Raw genomic sequence first — 21,611 nt, 5'->3', positions numbered from 1 at the left:
TTGGCGCACGTGAGGTGCCGTCGGTGCCTTAGGAGGCAGCAGCGACAGACAGGCCGAATTCGTTGCCGGCGTCAATCAAGGCATCGAAGAGGTACTGGCCGAACGACCTGTCGCAGAAGATGAGGTAGGAGGGTGCGCCGTCGGTGTCGTTGCGGGCGATGTCACAGGTGACCTTGGCCACCGAGGCCGACGACACTGCACCGTCGGGCGTCATCGGATCGGCCCAGTCCAGGCTGCAGACCTTCTCCAGCATCCGCGCCGACTCGCGGCCGGTCACACGGAACATCGCCCGGCTGTGGGTCCAGTCCAAGGCCGACATGAATTCTTGGGAGTCGAGCCCGTCAAGCTCAGCAACCGCGGCCGCAACCCCCGATGAAGTGCCGAGCACGATCCACTCGCCGGGCCGGGAACCCAGCACCAGCGCACCGGAGGGCGCGACCTGCGACGACCCGAACCTCGCGCCGAGCAAGTCGGCTGCCGGTCCCTGTGCACCGGCCCGGACCAGCCACTTGGTTGTGGCACTGACATCGGACAGCGTCAGGTCTCCCGCTTCCGCCGCCGGGTAGCTCCGCACCACCGGGCTCTCGAAGGCCGGGCTCTCGGACGCCGAGACCTCACGTGATCGGGCGTCAGCCACGGAGACGCTCCCCGGCCGGATCGAAATGGGCGTGATGGTCGATCACAGTGGCGCTGATGCGCTCCCCGGAGATGAGCAGCACCGTCAGCTTGGTGCCGCCAGCCGCCAATTCGGGCTCGACCTGCCCGAGGCAGATCGACCGGTCGAGCGTGGGTGAGAACCGCGACGAGGTGATCCGGCCCAGGATCTCGTTGGTCTCGCCGCGCACGATCTGGCTTGCCTCATCGGGAACGATGCGGGGGTCGTCGGGCTGGATGGCCACGACCTGCGGGAGCTGCCGGTCGGCCGCCCAGGCCAGCTCGGGCTTGCCGGCGAAGTCGTCCTTGTCGAGCTTGATGAGGGCGCCCAAGCCGGTGCTGGGACCCAGGGTCAGCCCGTCGGTGTCCTGGCCCACGATGAAGTGCCCCTTCTCGAGACGCATGATGCGCTGACCTTCCAGGCCGAAGGGCCCGACGCCCAGGTCTCGGCCCGCGTCCATCAAGGCCTCCCACACCCCCAAGCCGTGGCCAGCGGGCACGTGCAGCTCGAACGACAGCTCGCCGGTGAAGCCGATGCGCCACATGAAGCAGCCCGACACGCCGGCGACTGTGGCCGAACGGACGGTCATGTACCCGAAGGCCTCGGGCGACAGGTCCACTCCCTCAGTGACGCGGCTCATCAGCTCGCGCGACTTGGGGCCGGCCACGTTGATGCTGGCGTAGGCAGTGGTCACCGGGGTCACATGGACCTGCCAGTCGGGCCGCTCGGTCTGGAGCCAATTCTCCACCCACTCCCACACGCCGCCCGCGCCCGAGCTGGTAGTGGACATCACGTAGTGGTCGGGGCCAAGGCGGCCGGTGACACCGTCGTCGAGCACCACCCCGTCTTCAGCGCACATCATTCCGTAGCGAACCCGACCCACGTCCAGCTTCATCCACTTGTTGACATACAGCAGGCTGAGCAGCTTCGGGACGTCGGGGCCACGCAGGTCGAGCTTGCCCAGCGGCGTGACATCGATGAGCCCGACATTCTCACGGACATTGCGCACTTCGGCGGCGGGATCGCCGTAGTGATCCGGGCGGATCCACTGGCCGGCCTGAATGGTGGTCACGCCGTTGGCTTCGTGCCATGGATGGATGGACGAGACACGAACCGGCTCGAAGACCCGGCCGGCGAGCGCGCCCAGCGTGAGGGGTGCATAAGGGGGTCGCCACACCGTGGTGCCGACCTCGGCGATCGTCTCGTCCCGGGCCTCTGCTATCGCCGCGACGGTATTGACCGTCTCCAGCTTGCCCTGCGAGGGTCCCATCGTGGCCGTGGTGTAGCGCTTGGCCAGCTCGACCGAGTCGTACCCCTCCTTGGTGGCGGCGACGAGGTCCTTGGAGCCGACGTCCTCGGAGTAGTCGACCATGCCGTGGGTGTCGGAGCGGTACAGCTCGGGATGAGCGTCACGGCCCAGCGCTACCCGTTCGTCGGGCGCCCAGGCGGGCTCACCGCCTGCCACCGGGAGCGCTCTGGTCGTGCGGGCCTGCAGGCGATGGCGCACGGTCGCGGCTCGGGCCGCGGCGAGGCGGCCCGTAGCGGTGCCATGGGAACGAAGCTGGTCAAGACTTCCGTCGCCGGCAAGGCCCCCTGCTGCCAGGATGTTGCTCGGTGGGTCGGACGGGAAAAATCGGGCCGTGGCTGCGTCGTAGACGGGACGGTCGCCCGCCATGTTGAGCAGTGAGGTCGGGGCGGTCCAGCCGGCGGCCACGACCAACAGGTCGGCATCGATGCGCCTATTGCTGGCAAGCCCTGCGTCGGCGATCACGGCATTGACCGCTCGGGAAGAACCCTGAGTTGCGCTGACTCGGCGACCCTCGCGGCCGTCGATCACGCTTGCGATCTCCACCCCGGCCCGCTCCAGGTCGGTCGCAGCCGCATCGCCATCGGCGTTGGCGGTGAACACCACCGCCCGCTCACCCGGCTTGACTCCCCACAGATTGATGAGGCGCCGGGCTGCTCCCGACGTAATGACGCCCGGCCGGTCATTGCCCTCGAATACGTAGGGCCGCTCGATGAGTCCGGGAGCCACGACCAGGGTCTTGGCCCGGGCTTTGATGAGCCGTTCTACCGCGATCGGGTGGCTGCGCTGGCAGATGCCGAGCCAGTTGTCCTCATACCGCCCCGTCACCGTTGAGTCGGTCAGCACCTCGATGTCGGAGGCTTCGAGCGCCCCTCGCAGCTCGGCCAGCGCGGCTCGGTCGGCGGCGTCACTCGAATAGCGGAGATGGCCGCCCACCGCATGCTCGTGTTCGACGAGCAGCACCCCGGCGCCGGCCTCGCTCGCAGCCAGAGCTGCTTCGATGCCGACTGGCCCGGCGCCGGCCACCACCACATCGGGATGGGTGTAGCGCTTGTCGTGGTAGCCGTGAGGGGTGTCGATGTCGATCTTGCCGCCTGGCGCAAACGTGGTGAGCACCCGCTCGTAGGTGGGCCAGAGCCACTGCGGGCGCATGAAGGTCTTGTAGTAGAAGCCGGCCGACAGGAAGCGCCCGAGAAGGCCGTTCGCCGCCTTCAGGTCCCGGTTCAGCGACGGCCACGCATTCTGCGAGCGGACGTCCATGCCGGCTTCCAGCAAGCGATGGCCTGCCCTGACGTTGGGGTCGTCTCCCACCTGGACCATCAAGTTGGGGTCCCAATAGTCGGCCGTGAGGATGCCGCGGGGACGGTGGTACTTCATCGAACGCGAGAACACATTGACGCCCGATGCGGCCAGCGCTGAGGCGATCGTGTCGCCCTCGAACCCGCTGAACCGCTTGCCGTTCCAGCTGAAGCGCAGCTTGGCAGCCCGGTCGATCACCTCGGTGGGCTGGACGCCCTGCCGGCTCATTGTCATGCCGCACCGCCTCGCTTGTCACCCGGCAGAGGCGGATCCCGGAACTCGTTGGTGGCGGTGTTGCGTTCGATCGTGAACCACCGGCGGCAGCCCGACGCGCAGTACCAGGTCTCGCGCAGCCACCCGGCCGGGTTGTCGCGCAGGTACAGGTAGCTCCGCCACTGCGAGGGGGAGGCCGTGTTGGGGTCGGGGCGAGCGTGCGACTCGCCTCCGTACCGGAGATCGGCCGAGTTGCGCGGGCCGCAGTGAGGGCAAGGCACGAGCAGCATCAGTGACCCACCACTCTCGCGACGGCGGCGGCGGGCACAACGGCACCGTTGGGAACGGGTACGAGCACCATCAGTGACCCACCACTCTCGCGACGGCGGCGGTGGCCACGACGGCACCGTTGGGAACGGGTACGAGCACCATCAGTGACCCACCACTCTCGCGACGGCGGCGGTGGGCACAACGGCACCGTTGGGAACGGGTACGAGCACCATCAGTGACCCACCGCCGCTGCGCCCTTTTCGCCCACCAGCTCGCCGCTCTCGAAGCGACTGAGGGCAAAGGCCTCGATCAGTTTGGGCGTCTTGTCGGTGGCCACCGCCTCGGCCATCTGCTCACCCGACACCGGGGCCGCCTTGAATCCGTAGGTGCCCCAGCCGACATCCACCAGGAAGCCGTCCACGGGCGTGAAGCCCATCACCGGCGAGTAGTCGGGCGTCATGTCGCACAGCCCCGACCACTGGCGCAGCACGCGCATGCGCGAGATGCCGGGCATGAGCTCGAGCACATGACCGGCCAGTTCCTCGGTGAACTCGAGCGAGCCGCGCACCGAGTAGGTGGCGATCGGGTCGACCGCAGCACCGAATACGAGCTCGCCCCGGTCGGTCTGGCTCATATACACGTGCAGCGACCCCGACACCACCACGGTGGGCAGGAACATCTTCACCGGCTCGGTGACAGCGGCCTGCAACGGATGGGTGGTGATGGGCAGCCGAATGCCGGCCATGGCCGAGATGAGCGACGCCCAGCCAGCGGTGCAGTTGACCACGACCGGGGTTGAGATGTCGCCTCGGTTGGTGCGGACGCCAGTTACACGGCCTCCGGGGCCCTTGCCGTCAGGACCCTCGCCGCCAGTGCAGATGATGTCGGTGACCTCGGTTTGCTGATGCATCTCGACGCCCATGTGGTCGGCGGCCCGGGCGTAGCCCCAGACCACCGCATCGTGGCGAACAACGCCGCCGGGCGGGTGGTAGAGCGCCCCGAGGATCGGGTAGCGAGGGTGATCGGACGTGTCGAGGCTCGGAGCCTCCTTCTTGATCTCGTCGGGGCCGATGACGCTGGAGTTGACACCCTGCAGCTTGTTGACCTCGGCCCGCCAGTGCATCGTGCGCAGGGAGCTGTCGGAGTGGGCGAGGGTGAGGTGGCCGCGCTGGCTGAACATCACATTGATGTTCAGGTCGACGGCCATCGAGCTGTAGAGCTGCACGGATCGGTCATAGAACGCCACGCCGGCCGGGGTGAGGTAGTTGGAACGAATGATGGCGGTGTTGCGGCCCGACCCGCCGCTGCCCAGGTAGGCCTTTTCGAGCACGGCGACGTTCTTGATGCCGTGGTTGCGGGCCAGGTAGTAGGCGGTGGCCAGGCCATGCACACCGCCGCCGATGACCACCGCGTCGTAGGAGCGCTTCAGATCGGTGTCACGCCAGACGCGTGGCCAGCTCTGGCCACGGAAGCCCTTCCAGGCCAACGCCGCAGCCGAGTACCTGGGTGGCCGCCGCCGGATCCAGCGGGCGATTGCCGTCATCGCCGTACGAGCGTAGAGACCTCTCTCGGTGAGGCAAAGTATCAATATCCGATTGATTCAGACTCAACGCATATAATTGCGAAGTGAACTTGAGGCGCCTGCGCTATTTCACGACCGTGGCGGAGGAACTGCACTTCGGTCGTGCCGCCGATCGGCTGCTGATGTCCCAGCCGCCGCTGAGCCAGCAGATCCGGCTGCTCGAGCGTGAGCTCGACACAGCGCTCTTCGACCGCAGCACCCGGCGGGTGACCCTCACCGATGCGGGGAAGTTCCTCTTACCAGAGGCTGTGCGCCTGCTGGCTGCTGCCGACGGCGTGGAGCGCCTCATGGAACAGCGCCGGGGAGGCCAGACCGGCACGCTGCGGGTGGGATTCGTCGACTCAGCCGCCTACGAGGTGATGCCACGTGTGCTTGCCGAGTACCGGCGGCGGCGCCCCCGCGTCGATTTCGAGCTGCACACCTTGAGCTCCGACGAGCAGGCACAGGCCCTGCGCGCCGGGCGCATCGACTTGGGCATCGGCAGGGCAGTCGCCGATTCCACCCATGTGGAGGCAACCCTCGTGATGCATGAGCGGCTGCTGCTGGCCGCCGGCGCGTTCCATCGTCTGGCTGAGTCGAGTTCGGCATGTCTGCGCGACCTCGCCGGCGAGCCGATCATCGGATTCGACCGCAGCGCGTCGCCGAGCCTGCACGCTGTGCTGGCGGGAATGCTCGCCGCTGAAGGCGTCAACTACGACCCCATGATCGAGGCGACGGAGTACACGACCATTCTCGGATTTGTCGCTGCGGGCGAGGGAGTAGCGATCGTGCCTGCGGGGGTGCAGACATTCCGGCCGCCTGGATTGCACTACGTGCCGCTGGAAGACTCAGTTGCCTCGGTGTCCCTGTTGCTGCTCCGGGGCGCCGGTGAGCCGTTGCCCCTGGTGTCACACGCTCTCGAAGTCGTGGCCGAGCTCTACGACCCGCAACCTCCGGCCTGAGCGCTCTTAGGAGGCACCCGGGTTAAGAGCGGGCTTGGTCAGATGGCGAGATCGTTGAGGTTGTAGTCGCGGATGACGCGATCGAAGGTCTCGGCGTTGTAGCGGAAGTCGTCCTCAAGGCCGACGAAGGGGGCGTAGGTGTAGCGCCGTTCGTCGGAGCGATGCTGAGCCCGGGCGTCAATTGCCACCGCGATCACCGACGAACGCTTGAAGACTCGCTCCTCGTCGTAGACGACGGACGCGTCACGCGCACTCACGCGCAGCTGGCCTGCCACTCCGACGACGGACGACCGCCGGTGGAATCCGAACGTCACCGAAATCCGCGGTTCCGCAGAAGTGTTGGCGTACGAGCCGTGCACCATGTGCCGGTTGACCACGGTCGCATCGCCGCGCTGGCACAGCAGCGGGATGGCGTCGGGCAGCATCACGCTCCCGCCGTTGCGGGCGACCTTCTCTCGCAGGTCAATGCGCCCGACCTTGTGCGTGCCAGGGACCACCCATAGCGCGTTCGCCGCGGTGGTCTCGTACAGCTGCACCTGGAAGTTGAAGCCGTGAATGCCCATGTCCCAATTCGGGTTGTCCCAGTGGGTGACGCCGTCCTGATGCCAAGCCACCGAGCCCCCGAGCCCCGGTTCCTTCACGAAGATGGCGTCGTTGTAGGGGACGAAATCGGGGCCGTTGATGCTCTCGGCGATCGACATCAGATCCGGGTGCCCGTACAGCCGCAATGCGGACGGCATGGACTGGCACATGCCGAAGATCAGGTAGACGACGTCGGGCGGGGCGTCGGCGTCGGGGACCGGCTGGTCCATCTGAACCTGATGGCGGCCCGCCAAGGCGTCGGTGCCGCCCCACGGGTCCGACAGCGGTGCGACGTGGATGTAGGGCTCTACGGCGTAGTCACGCCCCAGTGCCGGCCGGCCGTGCTTGTCCGCGTCGGCGCCCTTGCGCACAGGAGCCCCCTCGATGACCTCGCCGACATCAGCCCGCAGCTCGTCGATCTCATCAGCACCCACGACACCTTCGAAGACGTAGAAGCCGTGTTCCCAGTAAGCGTCCGCGATGTCAGGGTGCAGCTTGCCGTCGGGGCCGAAGCGCACGGGACCCTTGTTGCCGATGAGGCGGGCTCGCTCTTCGCCGCCCGCCAGGTATTGCGCCATGCCCGCGAGATGCTGCTCCCTCGTCGGCGCATCGGCTGCCTGAATCGGATCCGCAACGTCAGTCATCACACACCACCAAGACGAGTCCCCCTTTATGGGTCTTCCGGTCACGCCCGGTCCCCGGGTGCGGGAAATTCACTCGCTCGACAAATGGTAGTCGTGACAGGCTCGGTCGGCCCTGAGGCCCTTCCAAGACGAACGGCCCTACACGGAACTAGTCCTATATAGACTATCTACGATGGAAGAGAGTGAACCCATGGTCACCGACGTCGCCGAGCGCCCGACGACTGGTACGCGGGTGTGGACCGTTGCGGAAGCAAAAGCGCGCCTGTCCCACATCTTGAGGTGCGCTGAAGAAGAGGGTCCCCAACGCATAGGAACCCGCAAGACGTTCGTCGTCGTCCCCGAAGACCTGTGGGAGCAACACTCAGAACCCGAGGTGCACTTGGGACGGTGGCTCATCGAGAACATGCCACGTGGCTACGAGCTCGAACTTCCCGACCGCCACTCGGACCGGCCCAACCCATTGCTCCTCGCCGAGGGCATCGAGGAGTGAGCGGAATCCTCCTCGACACCAACGTCGTCTCGGAGGCAACCCGGCCGATACCCGATGAGAAGGTGCTCGCCTTCTTGGCGGCACCGCAGTCCTTCTGGCTCTCCGCGATCGTGGTCCACGAACTCGAGTACGGCATTCGGAAGATGCCGAGCGGGCGTCGACGTGACCATCTCGCCGCGGCCATCCGATCATTCATCGCAGATGCCAGTGACCATGTCTTGCCAATAGGTCAAGCTGAATCGGTATGCGCAGCCGAATTCCGGGTCCTCGCTCGCCGATCTGGCCGCGCCCTTACGATCAGCGACTCACTCATTGCTGCGACTGCGTCGGTGAACCATCTCACGCTGGCGACGCGCGATACGAACGACCTCACCGGTCTCGACCTCAGGGTGATCAATCCCTGGGAGTAGCGGGCGCACCGGCAGCGGTTCTGCGAGCATGAGCCCATGGAGTTCGCAGAGTACGCAGACCGATTTCGCACCGCGGAGGTGACCCGGGATGATGCCGGGGTCGTGACCGTCCGCATGCACACCCGCGGCGGGCCGCTGCAGTGGGGCGGCCGTCCGCATCGTGAACTGCCAGAGCTGTTCATGGCGCTGGCCTCAGATCGAGACATCAAGGTGGTGATTCTCACCGGCACCGGCGAGTCGTTCATCGAACTGCCCGACGAGATCAACGCGCTCGCCGAAGGGCGGGCAAATGCCACCGTGTGGGATCGCATCATCTGGGAGGGCAACCGCCTCGTGGACCAGATGCTCGACATCGAGGTGCCCATGATCGCGGCGGTGAACGGCCCGGTGACCGTGCATTCCGAGCTCGCCGTGCTGTGCGACGTCGTGCTGGCCGCCGAGGACGCCTACTTCCAAGACGCGCCGCACTTCCCCGGCGGCCTTGTGCCTGGCGACAGCATGCAGATCGTGTGGCCGCTGCTGCTGGGGCCGAACCGCGGCCGCTACTTCCTGCTCACCGGCCAGCAGATCGATGCGGCCGAAGCTCACGAACTCGGCATCGTGGGCGAAGTCCTGCCTGCCGACGGGCTGATGGCCCGAGCCCAAGAGATCGCAGCGGACCTCGCCAGACTCAACCCGATCCTGCTACGCAACACGCGCCACGCGCTGGTGCGCCCCTTGCGGCGAGCGATGGCCGACGACTTGCACACCGGCCTCGCACTCGAGGCGATCGCCTCGATATCCGCCCGCGAGTGGTTCCGCGACCAATCCGAGGACGGCTCCTAAGAGCGCGAGCGGCTAGGCACAGATGTCATAGCTGCGGATGCGGCAGGGAACTCTGCGAGGTTGGAACCGGCTGGATTCCCGGAGCAGAGGGCCCTGCCGCCTCCGCAGCGGGCGCACCTCCGCGTTGAGCCTCTCAGCCGGTGATGGCGTCGAGGGTTTCCTCGCTGGGCGCGAAGTAAAACGAGCCCGACGCGGGGTTCGAGAAGCTTGTGATGGCATCGCGGACGCCGTTGGCGTCGTCGAGGCCGTACATCCGGCGCAGACGCCGACGCAGCGGTGCCTGATCCTTGCAGAACGCCATGAAGTACAGCCCGACGGTGCCGTCGTGGAACGCGTACGGCGTGGAGCGGCGAGCGATCTCGTTGATCTTGTCGCTGCCCTCGTTGCCGTGGTTGCCATCCGCGCGCAGCTCAACGTGGCTGAGGTGGCTGTACGGCTCCTGGGTGTCGGTCTTTTCGATCTCCGGGTACTTCTGGCGACCGAAGTTCTTCTCCTGCTGGTCGTCGGACAGGGCATTCCAGCCGTCGAGGTCGTGTACCCAGCGCTGGGCGATGATGTGGGCGCCGCCTGCACCGGGCTCGCCGTCGGGGACGATCGCCGCGGCGGGCTGGTCCTCGTCGGCAGGGTTGCCGGTGCCGTCCTTGAAACCGGTCATGTCCAGCGAGTCGCCGTAGATGAACGTCGGCGTCTCACGGGCAACGGCCATGTGGCCGGCCAGCGCGGTGCGTGCGTCGTACTGCGCCTTCCACACCTTGTCCTTGGCGTCGTGGTTCAGCCACAGCAGCAGCTCTTCCTGTGTGCCCTTGGCTTCGCGCCCCGAACCGTCTTCGGACTGCACCGTGACGTAGGCCTGAAAATCGTCCGGCACGTCGTCGGTGAGCTCCGGCAGCAGTCCCGGTCCGAAGCCGAGCGTCAGGTTGATGCCGTCTGCGTCGCACGCAGCTCGCAGGTCGACGAGCGCGGACGTGATCACGCCGAGGTCGGCACCCTCGACGCGGCTCAGGTGGACGTACCACTGGTTGGCACCCATCTCGTTGAAGATGGCCTTCTGCGGCGTTGGCATCTGTGCTCCTTGAGGGGTCGGTGGTGCAAGCGATAGCGACCCCGCCGGGCGACGCTTAGGGCGGCGCTGCAGCGAGATTGCGGGGCTGATCGTAGGCGAATCGCTGCGGGGCGCGCACCCCCGCTTCCCACTGGTTGACGCAGCTGCTGCCTAACTGCTCGACGTATGCCAGCATGTGACGATTGTCACTGCCCCCGACCGGCGGAGTAGCACTCATGAGCATCGCGGCACCACATCGCACCTACGACACTGAGCTGCCCATCCGGGACGATCTCGCAGCCGCTCACGGAGAGGTCTCGACACGTTGGGCCCGGCCGGGAACCTGGTGGGCAGCAGCCCAGCGTGCGGAGATCGTGCGGCAAGTGAGGGCAGCGCGCGACCATCGCACCGAGGCCAGCGAGGTGCTGCCTCCGTGGGTCCAGCCCAGCAGCATCGAGGGTCTTGTCGATGCCGACGGCCCCCTGCCCACCGCCGCCGTCGACGCGATCTGGCGCATCACCAACCATCCAGGAACGCTGACCGAGGACTGGTACCAGTCGATCATCGACCGCGGCGTCGATCCCCTGGCTTACGTGGAACTGGTGGGCGTGGTCGCGCAGGCCAACTGCGTCGATCGGTTCGCAGACGCTTTGGAGCTGCCGCGGATCGATCTGGACGAGCCCGCCGACGGTCCACCGACGACGGAAGGCGCGTCCGCGGCGGTGAAGTACCACTGGGTTCCCACTGCCGACATCAAAATGCCCAACGTCATCAAGGCCCTGAGCGCCGTACCAGCGGAGAACGAGTCGCTCTTCATCCTCTCCGACGCCCAATACGTGCCGATGGAGCGAGTGCGCGGCGAGCTGATCAATGATCAGAACTCGCTGAACCGGCCGCAGATCGAGCTGCTCGCGGCGAGAACATCGAAGCTCAACGAGTGCTTCTACTGAACGTCCGCCCACGCGATGCTGCTCGGTCTGAGCGGCCAACAGAAGGACATGGACGTCGGCTACGACGCCGTCAACGGCTCTGACGGGGGCGACGGCGGAGTGCAGCACGGCGCCCTGCTGGTGCGCCTCGCGGAGGCGATGTGGGAAGGCGACAGCGAGGCCACGGCTGCAGCGCGTGCCGCTGTGGTCGGTGCTGCAGGAGCCGACGTCATGGTCGATGCTGTGGCCGTCAGTGCCAACTTCCACATGATGACCCGCGTCGCCGACGGCACCGGCACCCCGCTGGATCCAGGCACCTACGACATGACCAGATCCGTGCGCGAGGCCTGCGGCCTCAACGACTTCGTGACGCGCCGCGATCCTCAAGGCGAGCGCCAAGGCGCCAGCGGTTCCTCAGACCGCACGTAGCGTCAACAGCGGGCGTCGCCCGCCGAGCTGGCGTCAGGACCTGAAGCGCTTGGTCGGCAGGTGCGGGCCGATGTAGCCCACGTGCACCTTGCCGGTGTTGCTGCCGGTGTCGTCGTAGAAATAGAGCCTCGGCGCCAGCGATCCGTTTGACAGTTTGAGGTGCGCTTCCATCGTGATGCGCCCAGAGTTTCGCACGCGCAATGACACCGGCATATCGCGCAGGCGGCTCAGCTCAGATCGTCGCATGACCTCCTCAGACTCGCGCATCGCGAGCTTCTTCGAATTGGCGTACCACGCACGTGGATGCTTGCTGGACTTGCACCACTCGCGGAAATCGCCGAAGCCCACTCCCGAGTGTGCGTACGCCTCCAGAGCGAGCAATCCGTCGAAGACGCTGCGAGCCCACGACCGCGCTTCGATGGCGTTGTCGAGCTCGACGACGCGCGCTTCGGCCTCAGGCGGAATCTCGACCTTCAGGAGATTGGCTCTCGCCAATTTGAGCGCCTGACGCACTGACGTCACCTGCGGGTACTTCTTGCCCGAAGCATCGATGTCCAATGCCACGCCGGCCTCGCCGGCGCGCACGAGCACCTCGACCATCTTGTGTTCCTTGTCGATGAGGGTCTCCTGCAACTCCTCGGCCCGAAGCTGAGCCAGCTCGAGTTCCTCCTGCATGTCGAGGATCTGCTGGGCAAGCTCGTCGCACTCGGCTCGTGACGCAGACCGCTCCTCACGCGTCTGGTAGAGGGTTTTCCAAACGGCCTCTACCTCGGTCTCGAGCGCTTCGACGCGCTCGGCTGCATCGGTGTCCGGCGACGGTTCGAGCAGTTCACGGCGTTCCCCGAGCAGCTGCTGGGAGCGGCGGTACAACTCGGGCGGCTCCTTGGCTACGAGGGTCGACTGCAGCAATCGGCCGAACCAGCGACCGGTCTCGGTCGGATCGCTGCGCACCATTTCGGCGGCCAACGTCCGGTGCCGGTGCGGCTCGTGCTCACCGGGCAGGTACAGCCGCGCCTCGCCGGGCTGCACGCCGAGATCGGCGCCCATCACGACCTGAAACGGGTTGATGGTCTGAGCCGGAAGGACATACACCCGTGCGAGGCCAGCGAGCTGGCGGGCCGTCGTGCGGGCGCGCGCCATGGTCGGTCCCGGGCCGTCCAGGTAGTCGTGCGCGATGACGACATAGGGCACCTCGCGGGACGAACCGGTAAGCCTTTCTGCCAGCGGAACCACCTGCTGACGCGTCGGCTCGACCGCTATCGGCCTCGTCCCGATGCGCTCGCCTCCGAGCCTCGGTCGGCCCCCGCCCGCTTCGGCGTCGTCGAGGAGAGCGCACACCAGCTCATGCACGCCGCTGGCACTCGATGCCGCCGGTTGATCCGTCGGCATTTGCACGTCGACCCAGACCCAGCCCTCGCGGCCGTTGGTGAGCACGCGAAGCACAACGATGGACTGGCTCTCCGGCGCCTCCTGCTCGAGCTCGAGCAACGTCTCGGACACGCCTCCATGCGCTGCGGTCTCCCGTCGCAGGTTCACCCTGACCGCATCGGCATCTCCGCTTCCGGACCCTGCCGAGCCATTTCGCTCATCGGCGCCCTCGGGTGGGTGCTGCTCGGCTGGCTCAAAATCACCACCGCCGAGCTGTGGGTGAATCCACGTCGCCCAGTTGCGAAATGATCGCGCTGCGAGTTCGTGCAGTCCGGGGCGATCGTCGTTCCACATGGCCCGATACACCACGGGCGATCCACTGCGGTGAATGTCCGCACCGCTCATCGGACCGCCTCGCCATCGGTTCGGGACTGTGGCACCGGATCGCCACAGCGGGCATCTCCGGCCGTCATGGCTAGCTCTGTTCGTAGACGGGTGTGATGAGGGCGCGGCCCAGCGTCGTGCCGAACATGTTGAAACCGCAGATCGCCGGCGAGACGCTCGTGTCGATCGGCAGTGAGGGCACGCTCAACGCGTGCACCGCGAACATGTAGCGGTGAGGGCCATGACCCGGAGGCGGCGCCGAGCCCAGGTAGCCATCCATCCCGGCGTCGTTGCACAGCTGCTGGGCGCCTTCGGGCAATCCGCTGCCTTCGGTGTCGCCAGCACCCGAGGCGAGCTCGGTGCACGACGCGGGGATGTCGAACACCACCCAGTGCCAGAACCCGCTTCCGGTCGGCGCATCGGGGTCGAAGCACGTGACCGCGTAGCTCTGCGTGTCCTCAGGCGCTCCCGACCACGCCAAGTGCGGGGACCGGTCTTCGCCGCCAGCACCGAAGATGCCCGAAACCTGCGGCATCGGCAGCATCTGTCCCTCTGCTACGTCGTCGCTTCGTACCTCGAACGATGCAACCGCAGGAAGAAAGTCGTAAGGACTCGGAGGTTGTGACATGGCAGACGCCTTTCTGTTGCTCATTGATTCGATCATCGTGGGGCACAGGGTGCGTTCGGCGATCGGGCCGTTGCAGCTGCCCCGAGACCGTCCACACGGCCGCGCTTGACACTATTCGTTTGGAATTCAGTCGCTGCACGTTGCGAGAGGGCGCTGCATTGCCGCGATCCGCCGCGAAAATCGCGCGCGGGATGGAACTCGTGCGGTGAGTCGTTTCATGCTCCTATGCAGCATCTTCACCGATATCGCGGGCAACGAATTGGCACGCGCTCACCGTTTTGCACTAGACAGGCCACGTGTTCACCGCTCGGGGTGTAAACCCTGGGCTGCACATCACACAACCCAAACTGACAGACCAAGGACCGGCCCGCTTCTGCGGGCCGGTCTTTGTCGTGGGCACATTTGCGTCGAAGCCGTCGAGACACGGGGCGGCACACTCTTTGGGACATGCCGCAACCGGTTGCAGTCACGCGGCAGAATGACGGGCATCAGTACATCGCCACGGAGTCACGACACGTCCGGCACCGACGTCGGCATTCGCCAGAACTGCGCGTTCAACAACCTGAGGTGATCGTGAAGCGCCGCAGCCCCACCACTGCCCCAGGCACGCTGCAGCGCTGGTGGGCCGACGCCGTCGGCTACCAGGTGTACCTGCGCTCGTTCGCTGATTCTGACAACGACGGCGTGGGCGACCTCGGCGGGATCATCGAGAGGTTGGACTACTTAGAGCGCCTCGGCGTGGACTTCGTCTGGATCACGCCGTTCTACCCGTCGCCCGGGGACGACTGGGGATACGACGTGGCCGACTACTGCGATGTGGACCCGCTCTTCGGCGACCTGCAGCAGTTCGACCGGCTGGTAGCTGTAGCGCACGACCGCGGCATCCGCATCGTCGCCGACCTGGTGCCGAATCACACCAGCAGCAACCATCGCTGGTTCCAAGCGGCACTCGGCAACTCGGGCGCAGCGGAGCGCGAGCGCTACCGCGACTACTACATCTGGCGCGATCCGGCCCCCGGCGGCGGCCCGCCCAACAATTGGGTGAGCTACTTCGGTGGGCCGGCGTGGACACTGGAACCCGCCTCGGGCCAGTACTACCTCCATCTGTTCCTGCCGTCGCAGCCCGATCTGAACTGGCGCAATCCAGCAGTCGCAACCGAGTGGGACGACATCCTGCGGTTCTGGCTGGATCGCGGTGTCGACGGCTTCCGCGTCGATGTGGCGGGAGGCCTCGTGAAGGACGAACGCCTGCGCCCCAACCCGCAACTGCAGCCCATTCCGCCGCGGGCTTCACGCTGGGAGCAGTGGGACTGCTTCGAACACCTCCACGACGTCTTCCAACCAGAGAGCCAGGACGTGTTCCGGCGATGGCGCATCATCTGCGACATCTACGGGGCCTTTCTGCATGGCGAGACGTACCACCTCGACCCCAGAGGCATGGACGACCTGCTGCCGTCCGACGGCATGCACGGCGGCTACTGGTTTGCACCGATGCACATCGAGTGGGCGCCGGATGCAGTCCGCGAGACGCTCCAGGCCCCGTCCGACACCTTGGTCAGCCGGCTGCTGTGGGCCGCGAGCAGCCATGACATGCCCCGCGCACCGACGCGTTTCGCGCCGCCCGACACCGGCGCCGGGGCGACCGGCTCTCGAGGCCCCTGGGGCGCAGCTCGCACGCTCGTCCTCAACGTGCTGACGGCCTTCCTGCCCGGCACCTTCGTGCTGTACCAAGGAGAAGAACTCGGCCTGAGCGATGGCGAAGTTGCGGCGGCAGACAAGCTCGACCCCGTCGGCCCCGATGGCGACGTGAGCGCTGGGCGTGACGGTTGTCGCACGCCGATGCCCTGGAGCGCCAGCCGCTACAACGGCTTTTCCGGCGTCGAGCCGTGGCTGCGTTCGGCGGAGCGTCCTCACCCCGAGACGGCCGCTGTGCAGGAGGGCGACGGACGCTCGTGGCTGCGGGCCTACCAGGAGCTCTTGGAGGTGCAACGGCGGGTGCGGCCAAGCTTCGCCAACGGCACATCCGCTGTCGAGTGGACCGACAACGACAACGGGCCCATCATCTCGTATCGCCGGGGCCGCATTGTCGTCGCTGCGAACCTCGGTGAGAACTCCCACGAGGTGCAGGCTCCCGCCGCTGCGACGGAGCTGTACGACTCTGCCCTGGCCTGCCGGCACCCATATGCCGACAATCCCAGTCCATGCGCTGACGCTTCATCGAGCGGCACCCGCGTGCTCGCCCCAGCCAGCGCCGTGGTGTGGCAGACATGAGTGCAGACCAGCTCGCGGACGCTGGCAGTGAGCACCCGCCCAACGGCGGTCACGTGATCCGCATCGGCGATGTCGCTCGAGCAGCGGGAGTATCCACCGCAACAGTCAGCCGTGCGCTGCGAGGCCTTCCGCACGTCGCCCCCGCTACCCGGCAGCGGGTGCATACCGCTGCAGCGGAGCTCGACTATCGCCCCAACCTGCCTGCCGCGCGGCTGGCTGCAGGGACGACCAACACGATCGCCGTGGCCGTGCCGGACCCGGCGACGTGGTTCAACGCGACGATGGTGGGGGCGCTGGGCCGCGAGACTGCCTCAGCGGGATACGACCTGTTGCTGTCGGGCGTCGCGAGCGTGGACGAGAGACGACGCTTCATCGAGCTGAACGGCGTGAGATCGGGCCGCAGCGATGCGGTGGTGCTTATCGACGTCCCTTTGGACGAATCGGACGCGGATGCATTCCTCGCGCAAGGCGGGTGCGCTGTGAGCGTCGGCTTTCGGACAAGGGCGCTCAGCTCGGTGACGGTGGACAACGTTGCGGTCGGCTGCGCAGCCACCGAGATCCTGCTTCACCACGGTCATCGCAGCATTGGACTGCTCAGCCTCGACAGCGGCTACGTTCCCAGCCATCGGGCCGAGGGCTACGCCCGGGCGCATGCCGAGGCAGGACTGACACTGAACCCGGCACTGACCGCAACGACGAGCAGCAACTGGGCCGAGGCACGTCGGGCAGCACATGTGCTGTTGAGCTCGTCGGAGCGCCCGAGTGCGATCTTCGCCATGTGCGACGAGCAGGCCTTCGGCGCCATGCTCGCTGCACGCGACCTCGGCCTGCGCATACCCGAAAACGTGTCGCTTGTAGGCGTCGACGACCACGATCAGAGCCGGCTCGTTGGATTGACCACCGTCCGGCAGCATGTCGCCGAGCAGGGAATTGCCGCTGCGGAACTCGTGCTGCGCATGCTCGGATCGGATTCCGCTGCGCCGCAGCACATACAGCTGCAAACTGAACTCATCGTCCGTGAGTCGGTCGGGCCGCTTCGAATCGACTGAGCACGACCTCGCACGCAGCAGTTGAACGATCTGCAGTCCCGTCGAGCGGTGCAGCACGTCCGCGGCCGGCTCGCGCGTTCGGCTATCGCGCTAGGCTTCCGGCACGGTGACTGCAAGCGCTTGCAAGGTCGGCAGGTGAACGGGCTTGCGGCCCCACAGGGAGGAACTCATATGAAAGATCACAGCACCAGAACAACTCGTCTACGCGCCTCGCGACTCTTGGCAGTCGTGCTGGCATTCGGGCTCATTGCAGCGGCCTGCGGCAGCGATGACGACGGCGCCGACGAGGCCGCCGCACCGACCGCGGCACCAGCAACGACTGCCGCCGCACCGACCACCACGGCCGACCCGCTCGCCGGCACCAAGGTCACCGTCTACGGCCCCGAGTCCAGCGAGGAGGAAGCCGGCGCCATGCAGGACGCTTTGGACGTCTTCGCTGCCGAGAGCGGCATCGAGATCGTCTACACCGGCGCCCGCGACTTCTCCGACCAGATCAATGCCCAAGCAGCCGGCGGCAACCCGCCGGACATCGCGGTATTCCCGCAGCCGGGCAAGGTCGGTGACTTCGCAGCTGAGAACTGGATCCTGGAGATACCCGCCTCGGTGAAGAGCGCTATCGAGGGCCAGTGGCCTGCGGGCTCGCTCGATACTGCCACCTTCGGCGGCACCCTGTACGGCGTCCCGAACAAGACCGACCTCAAGTCGATCGTCTGGTACAACACCTCGATCTTCGAAAGCGGTGGCTACGCAGTTCCCCAATCATTCGAGGAGCTGTCGGCGCTGACCCTCCAGATGATCACCGAAGGCGTCACACCGTGGTGCGTCGGCATCGAGTCCGGCCCCGCCACCGGATGGGCCTTTACCGACTGGATGGAAGACCTCGTGCTGCGGATCGCGGACGAGAATGTCTACGACCAGTGGGTCGCTGGTGAAGTCAAGTTCGCCGATCCGCGCATCGTGGGGGTCGCGGAGACCGTGCTCGGCCTGTGGAACGCACCGGGTGCCGTGTACGCAGCCGGCGGCTCCATTGCTGCGACGCCGTTCGGCGACAACGGCGAGCCGCTGGTCGCTGGCGACTGCGCCATGCACCGACAGGCATCGTTCTTCGCGGCATTCCTGCCCGAGGGCACCAGCATCGGTCCGGGCCAAGAAGTGGACGTCTTCTACTTCCCGGCCGTCGCAGCCAAGGGCAACCGTCCAGTGCTGACCGCTGGCACGTATGTCTCGGCGTTCCGGGACGCGCCTGAGGTGTGGGCGGTGATGGAGTTCTTCGGCAGCGCCGAGTACGCCAACGCCCGCCAGGCGGCGCAGTCCGCTCGCAAGGGCGGCGGCCAGTCCGGCTTCCTGTCGGCGAACCTAGACCAGGACCTCAGCGTCTACAACGACCTTGAGCGGTCCTTCGTCGAGATTCTGCAGACGGCCAGCCCGGCCCGCTTCGACGGGTCGGACTTGATGCCAGCTGCTGTGGGCGCCGGCACCTTCTGGACTGAAGGCACCAGCGCGGTCAACGGCGACAAGTCGGTGGCCGAGGCGTTCGCCGCAATCGACGCTTCCTGGCCGCAGTAGTCGCAGCAAGTGTCCCAGCCGCCGCCGGCTGCTGATGACACATCGTTGCGAATGAACCTCATGGTTGATCGGGGGCCGGTCCGCACCAGCGGGCCAGCCTCCGGCGCGTCGTGGCGAGACATTGCGACGCCCCGTAGCCCGATGACCGAAGTACGTAGACGCCACCTGATGCCTGCAAGACTGCGCCGATGGGCGCCCTAGGCGGTGCGCTGTTAGGCGTAGTCATCGCCATCGGCGCGAGCACAGCTCTGTTCTTCGGAGCGAACTGGCTCTTCGACCTCGCGGTCAACCGCTGGCGCGTCTTTCTCGCCACCTCGGGCGCGCTCGTCGGCGCGCTCGTCGGCGCAGTCGTCGCCGGCAATGACGTGGCAGGCGGGCCCATGTGGCTCTGGGCGATCGCGGGCGCCCTCATCGGCGCTGCCGTCGGGACCCTGTTCAGTCTGGCGGGCACGCCATCGAGCGCTCGCAGGACCCGCCTGTCCGAGCGCGGTCGCCTGGCCACGTTCCTCGGACCGTCGTTGCTGTTCGTGGCCCTCGGCCTGGTCATCCCGCTCATCCGGTCCATCTACCTCTCCTTGCTCGACTCGCGAGCTGCCGAATGGGTGGGACTCTCCAACTACGGAGAAATCCTCACCAACAAGCAAAGCCTCGACCTGAGCGGCTGGCGCGAGATCTTCACCAGCCGCCTCTTCTACGCAGCTGTGGTGCTCATCGCTGCCGGGCTCGCCATCGGCATGGCAGTGGGCCGCCGACGCGGCCGCAAGCTGGAGGCGCTGCCGGGCTCGATTGGTCCGATCGCCATCGGCCTGTTCGTGCTGTCGTTCGCGGTGTTCACGACGCTGCGAGGCACGGTCATCAACAACCTGTGGTGGGTGGTGGTGGTGACCGGGCTGTCCACAGGGCTCGGCCTTGCGGCTGCGGTACTGGCCGATCGCACCCGTTGGGAGTCGGTGGCCAAGAGCCTCATCTTCCTGCCGATGGCGATCTCATTCGTGGGTGCCGGGATCATCTGGCGGTTCATGTACATCGCCCGTCCACCGCAGAAACCGCAGACGGGGTTCCTGAATGCCATCTGGGTCTGGCTGGGCAGCTTGCGGCCTCACAGCACCGGCGCGTGGGTCGCAGTGGCAATCCTGGCCGTCGCCACGGCGTTGCTCGCCGGTTTGTGCGCATTCGGCGTGCGGCGCCGCCAGCCGGCATTCGCTGTCGGATCGGCCGTGACCGCCATCGGGGTGCTGTGGCTGATCTACCGGTTCATGGGGCCCGGCTTGGGCGGCTCAGTTCCCGGCCCGAACGGCGAGCCCGTGGCGGGCACCATCCTGTTCCTGCAGGAGGCGCCGTTCAACAACGTGTGGCTCATGGTCGTGCTCATCTGGATCCAGACCGGCTTCGCCATGGTCATCCTGTCGGCGGCAATCAAGGCCGTACCCACCGAACTGCTCGAAGCGGCGCGCGTCGATGGCGCCACCGAGCGGCAGACCTTCTGGAATGTCACCATTCCGACGATCATTCCCACCATCACCGTGGTTGCCACGACGTTGATCGTCCTGGTCATGAAGGTGTACGACATCGTGAAGGTGATGACGGCGGGCAACTTCGGCACGCAGGTCATCGCGAACGAGATGTGGCAGCGGGCCTTCACCGAGCTGAACTTCGGCCTCGGCTCTGCGCTGGCGGTGGTGCTGTTCCTGGCAGTCGTGCCGGCCATGGCGTTCAACATCCGACGGATGCAGAGGGTGGACGCATGAACCTCCCGAGCACTTCGAACCCGCTCGCCGGCGGAGGCCGCGGTGCCAGCGCCGTCGACGCAGTGGACCGCACTGGCAAGCTCATCTACGGATTCCTGCGCCGCATCCCCACGTGGGTGCTGTGGCTCATGGTCGTCGTGTGGACCATCCCCGCAAGCAGCCTGTTCCTGAACTCGTTCCGGACCCGTGACGCGCAGCGCAGCAGCGGCTGGTGGGAGTCCTTCACCGAGGGCGGATGGACACTCGGCAACTACTCCGAGGTGCTAGGAACCGAGCAGACCGGCGGGCTGGCCCGGGCGCTGGTGAATTCGTTCGCGATCGCCATTCCTGCCACGGTCATTCCGGTCGCGATTGCCGCGATGGCGGCCTATGCGTTTGCCTGGATCCCGTTCCGGGGCCGGGAATGGCTGTTCATCGTGTTCGTGTCACTGCTGGCGCTGCCGAACCAGGTGGCGCTGCTGCCGCTGCTGCAGCTCTACGCCGGCGGAGCGCACTGGACCATCCCTGGCACCGAGTTCACGCTGACGCTGTTTCCCGACTTCGACCTCGCCGGCGGTGCCACAGCGGTGTGGCTGACCCATACCGCGTTCGCCTTGCCCTTCGCCGTGTTCCTGTTGCACAACTACATCTCGTCGTTGCCCGGCGAGCTGTTTGAGGCGGCACGCATCGACGGTGCCAATCACGTCACGATCTTCTGGCGCCTGGTGGTGCCGTTGTCGGTGCCGGCCCTGGCGGCGTTCACGATCTTCCAGTTCTTGTGGACATGGAACGACTACCTGGTAGCCATCACGATGATCGGAGCAAACGGTGAGGCGTGGCCCGCAACCATCCGCATCGCTTCGCTGGCGGGAGAGTTCGGATTGCGTGAGCACGTGCTGTCTGCAGGTGCGTTCATACAGGCGGGTGTGCCGTTGATCGTGTTCTTCGCCCTGCAGCGCTTCTTCGTACGCGGGCTGCTGGCTGGCTCGGTGAAGTCCTGA

The 21,611-nt window shown here is 66.5% G+C and carries 19 protein-coding genes; 11 read left to right on the top strand and 8 right to left on the bottom strand.

Annotated features, from left to right (window positions below; genetic code table 11):
• Positions 1-28: 28 nt before the first annotated feature.
• The 4 genes from ACOCMM_RS03765 to ACOCMM_RS03750 form a co-directional block, all read right to left on the bottom strand.
• Positions 29-637 (bottom strand): hypothetical protein, encoded by a 609-nt coding sequence (locus ACOCMM_RS03765; RefSeq protein ID WP_419551855.1) that lies wholly within the window; start codon positions 635-637, stop codon positions 29-31.
• Positions 630-3,494, bottom strand: a complete 2,865-nt coding sequence (locus tag ACOCMM_RS03760) for a 2Fe-2S iron-sulfur cluster-binding protein (protein WP_419551854.1) — start codon at positions 3,492-3,494, stop codon at positions 630-632. Before ACOCMM_RS03760 ends, ACOCMM_RS03765 begins: the two co-directional genes overlap by 8 nt.
• Positions 3,491-3,763 carry a sarcosine oxidase subunit delta gene (locus ACOCMM_RS03755; RefSeq protein ID WP_419551853.1) on the bottom strand — a complete coding sequence of 91 codons (273 nt, stop codon included), beginning with the start codon at positions 3,761-3,763 and terminating at the stop codon, positions 3,491-3,493. The genes ACOCMM_RS03760 and ACOCMM_RS03755 overlap by 4 nt, the downstream gene beginning before the upstream one ends.
• Before the next feature lie 212 nt (positions 3,764-3,975).
• The gene (locus ACOCMM_RS03750) at positions 3,976-5,286 is read right to left on the bottom strand and encodes an FAD-dependent oxidoreductase (RefSeq protein WP_419551852.1); all 1,311 of its coding nucleotides are present in this window, start codon (positions 5,284-5,286) and stop codon (positions 3,976-3,978) included.
• A gap of 83 nt (positions 5,287-5,369) precedes the next feature.
• On the opposite strand from ACOCMM_RS03750, the gene ACOCMM_RS03745 reads away from it, so the two are divergent.
• On the top strand, positions 5,370-6,266 hold the full coding sequence (locus tag ACOCMM_RS03745) for a LysR family transcriptional regulator (RefSeq protein WP_419551851.1): 897 nt from the start codon (positions 5,370-5,372) through the stop codon (positions 6,264-6,266).
• Between the two features lie 38 nt (positions 6,267-6,304).
• Here the strand turns inward: ACOCMM_RS03745 and ACOCMM_RS03740 are convergent, their stop codons facing one another.
• The gene (locus ACOCMM_RS03740) at positions 6,305-7,492 is read right to left on the bottom strand and encodes a phytanoyl-CoA dioxygenase family protein (protein WP_419551850.1); all 1,188 of its coding nucleotides are present in this window, start codon (positions 7,490-7,492) and stop codon (positions 6,305-6,307) included.
• A gap of 172 nt (positions 7,493-7,664) precedes the next feature.
• On the opposite strand from ACOCMM_RS03740, the gene ACOCMM_RS03735 reads away from it, so the two are divergent.
• From ACOCMM_RS03735 to ACOCMM_RS03725, 3 genes are read left to right on the top strand one after another with little or no spacing between them, the layout of a single operon-like run.
• Positions 7,665-7,982 (top strand): type II toxin-antitoxin system prevent-host-death family antitoxin, encoded by a 318-nt coding sequence (locus ACOCMM_RS03735; RefSeq protein ID WP_419551849.1) that lies wholly within the window; start codon positions 7,665-7,667, stop codon positions 7,980-7,982.
• Positions 7,979-8,392, top strand: a complete 414-nt coding sequence (locus ACOCMM_RS03730) for a type II toxin-antitoxin system VapC family toxin (protein WP_419551848.1) — start codon at positions 7,979-7,981, stop codon at positions 8,390-8,392. The genes ACOCMM_RS03735 and ACOCMM_RS03730 overlap by 4 nt, the downstream gene beginning before the upstream one ends.
• Before the next feature lie 36 nt (positions 8,393-8,428).
• A complete protein-coding gene (locus ACOCMM_RS03725; protein ID WP_419551847.1) occupies positions 8,429-9,217 on the top strand; it encodes an enoyl-CoA hydratase/isomerase family protein in 789 nt (262 codons plus the stop codon).
• A 133-nt stretch (positions 9,218-9,350) separates the two neighbouring features.
• On the opposite strand, the gene ACOCMM_RS03720 is transcribed toward ACOCMM_RS03725, so the two are convergent.
• Positions 9,351-10,280: a Dyp-type peroxidase gene (locus ACOCMM_RS03720; RefSeq protein ID WP_419551846.1), complete on the bottom strand. Its 930-nt coding sequence runs from the start codon at positions 10,278-10,280 to the stop codon at positions 9,351-9,353.
• Positions 10,281-10,495: 215 nt separating this feature from the next.
• On the opposite strand from ACOCMM_RS03720, the gene ACOCMM_RS03715 reads away from it, so the two are divergent.
• Complete coding sequence (locus ACOCMM_RS03715; RefSeq protein WP_419551845.1) at positions 10,496-11,209, top strand: alkylhydroperoxidase-related (seleno)protein; 714 nt, start codon at positions 10,496-10,498, stop codon at positions 11,207-11,209.
• A gap of 15 nt (positions 11,210-11,224) precedes the next feature.
• The gene (locus ACOCMM_RS03710; protein WP_419551844.1) at positions 11,225-11,617 is read left to right on the top strand and encodes a hypothetical protein; all 393 of its coding nucleotides are present in this window, start codon (positions 11,225-11,227) and stop codon (positions 11,615-11,617) included.
• Between the two features lie 33 nt (positions 11,618-11,650).
• Here the strand turns inward: ACOCMM_RS03710 and ACOCMM_RS03705 are convergent, their stop codons facing one another.
• Together ACOCMM_RS03705 and ACOCMM_RS03700 are read right to left on the bottom strand one after the other, a co-directional pair.
• Positions 11,651-13,390 carry a hypothetical protein gene (locus ACOCMM_RS03705; protein WP_419551843.1) on the bottom strand — a complete coding sequence of 580 codons (1,740 nt, stop codon included), beginning with the start codon at positions 13,388-13,390 and terminating at the stop codon, positions 11,651-11,653.
• Positions 13,391-13,460: 70 nt separating this feature from the next.
• Positions 13,461-13,997, bottom strand: a complete 537-nt coding sequence (locus tag ACOCMM_RS03700; protein ID WP_419551842.1) for a YbhB/YbcL family Raf kinase inhibitor-like protein — start codon at positions 13,995-13,997, stop codon at positions 13,461-13,463.
• A gap of 573 nt (positions 13,998-14,570) precedes the next feature.
• Here ACOCMM_RS03700 and ACOCMM_RS03695 point away from each other — a divergent pair.
• The 5 genes from ACOCMM_RS03695 (at position 14,571) to ACOCMM_RS03675 (ending at position 21,611) form a co-directional block, all read left to right on the top strand.
• Positions 14,571-16,268 carry an alpha-amylase family glycosyl hydrolase gene (locus tag ACOCMM_RS03695; RefSeq protein ID WP_419551841.1) on the top strand — a complete coding sequence of 566 codons (1,698 nt, stop codon included), beginning with the start codon at positions 14,571-14,573 and terminating at the stop codon, positions 16,266-16,268.
• Entirely contained in the window at positions 16,265-17,317 is a 1,053-nt protein-coding gene (locus ACOCMM_RS03690; protein WP_419551840.1) for a LacI family DNA-binding transcriptional regulator, read from the top strand. The genes ACOCMM_RS03695 and ACOCMM_RS03690 overlap by 4 nt, the downstream gene beginning before the upstream one ends.
• Before the next feature lie 171 nt (positions 17,318-17,488).
• Positions 17,489-18,883, top strand: a complete 1,395-nt coding sequence (locus ACOCMM_RS03685; RefSeq protein WP_419551839.1) for an ABC transporter substrate-binding protein — start codon at positions 17,489-17,491, stop codon at positions 18,881-18,883.
• 188 nt (positions 18,884-19,071) lie between these two features.
• Positions 19,072-20,631, top strand: coding sequence for a carbohydrate ABC transporter permease (locus ACOCMM_RS03680; protein WP_419551838.1), 1,560 nt, complete (start codon positions 19,072-19,074; stop codon positions 20,629-20,631).
• Positions 20,628-21,611 carry a carbohydrate ABC transporter permease gene (locus ACOCMM_RS03675; protein ID WP_419551837.1) on the top strand — a complete coding sequence of 328 codons (984 nt, stop codon included), beginning with the start codon at positions 20,628-20,630 and terminating at the stop codon, positions 21,609-21,611. Before ACOCMM_RS03680 ends, ACOCMM_RS03675 begins: the two co-directional genes overlap by 4 nt.

Origin of the sequence: Candidatus Poriferisodalis sp., from assembly GCF_965198245.1 — a bacterium.
In the GTDB taxonomy this organism is placed as follows: Bacteria; Actinomycetota; Acidimicrobiia; order Acidimicrobiales; family Poriferisodalaceae; genus Poriferisodalis.
The sequence above is the reverse complement of the archived record's forward strand: the minus strand, read 5'-3'. Positions and strand labels throughout refer to the sequence as shown.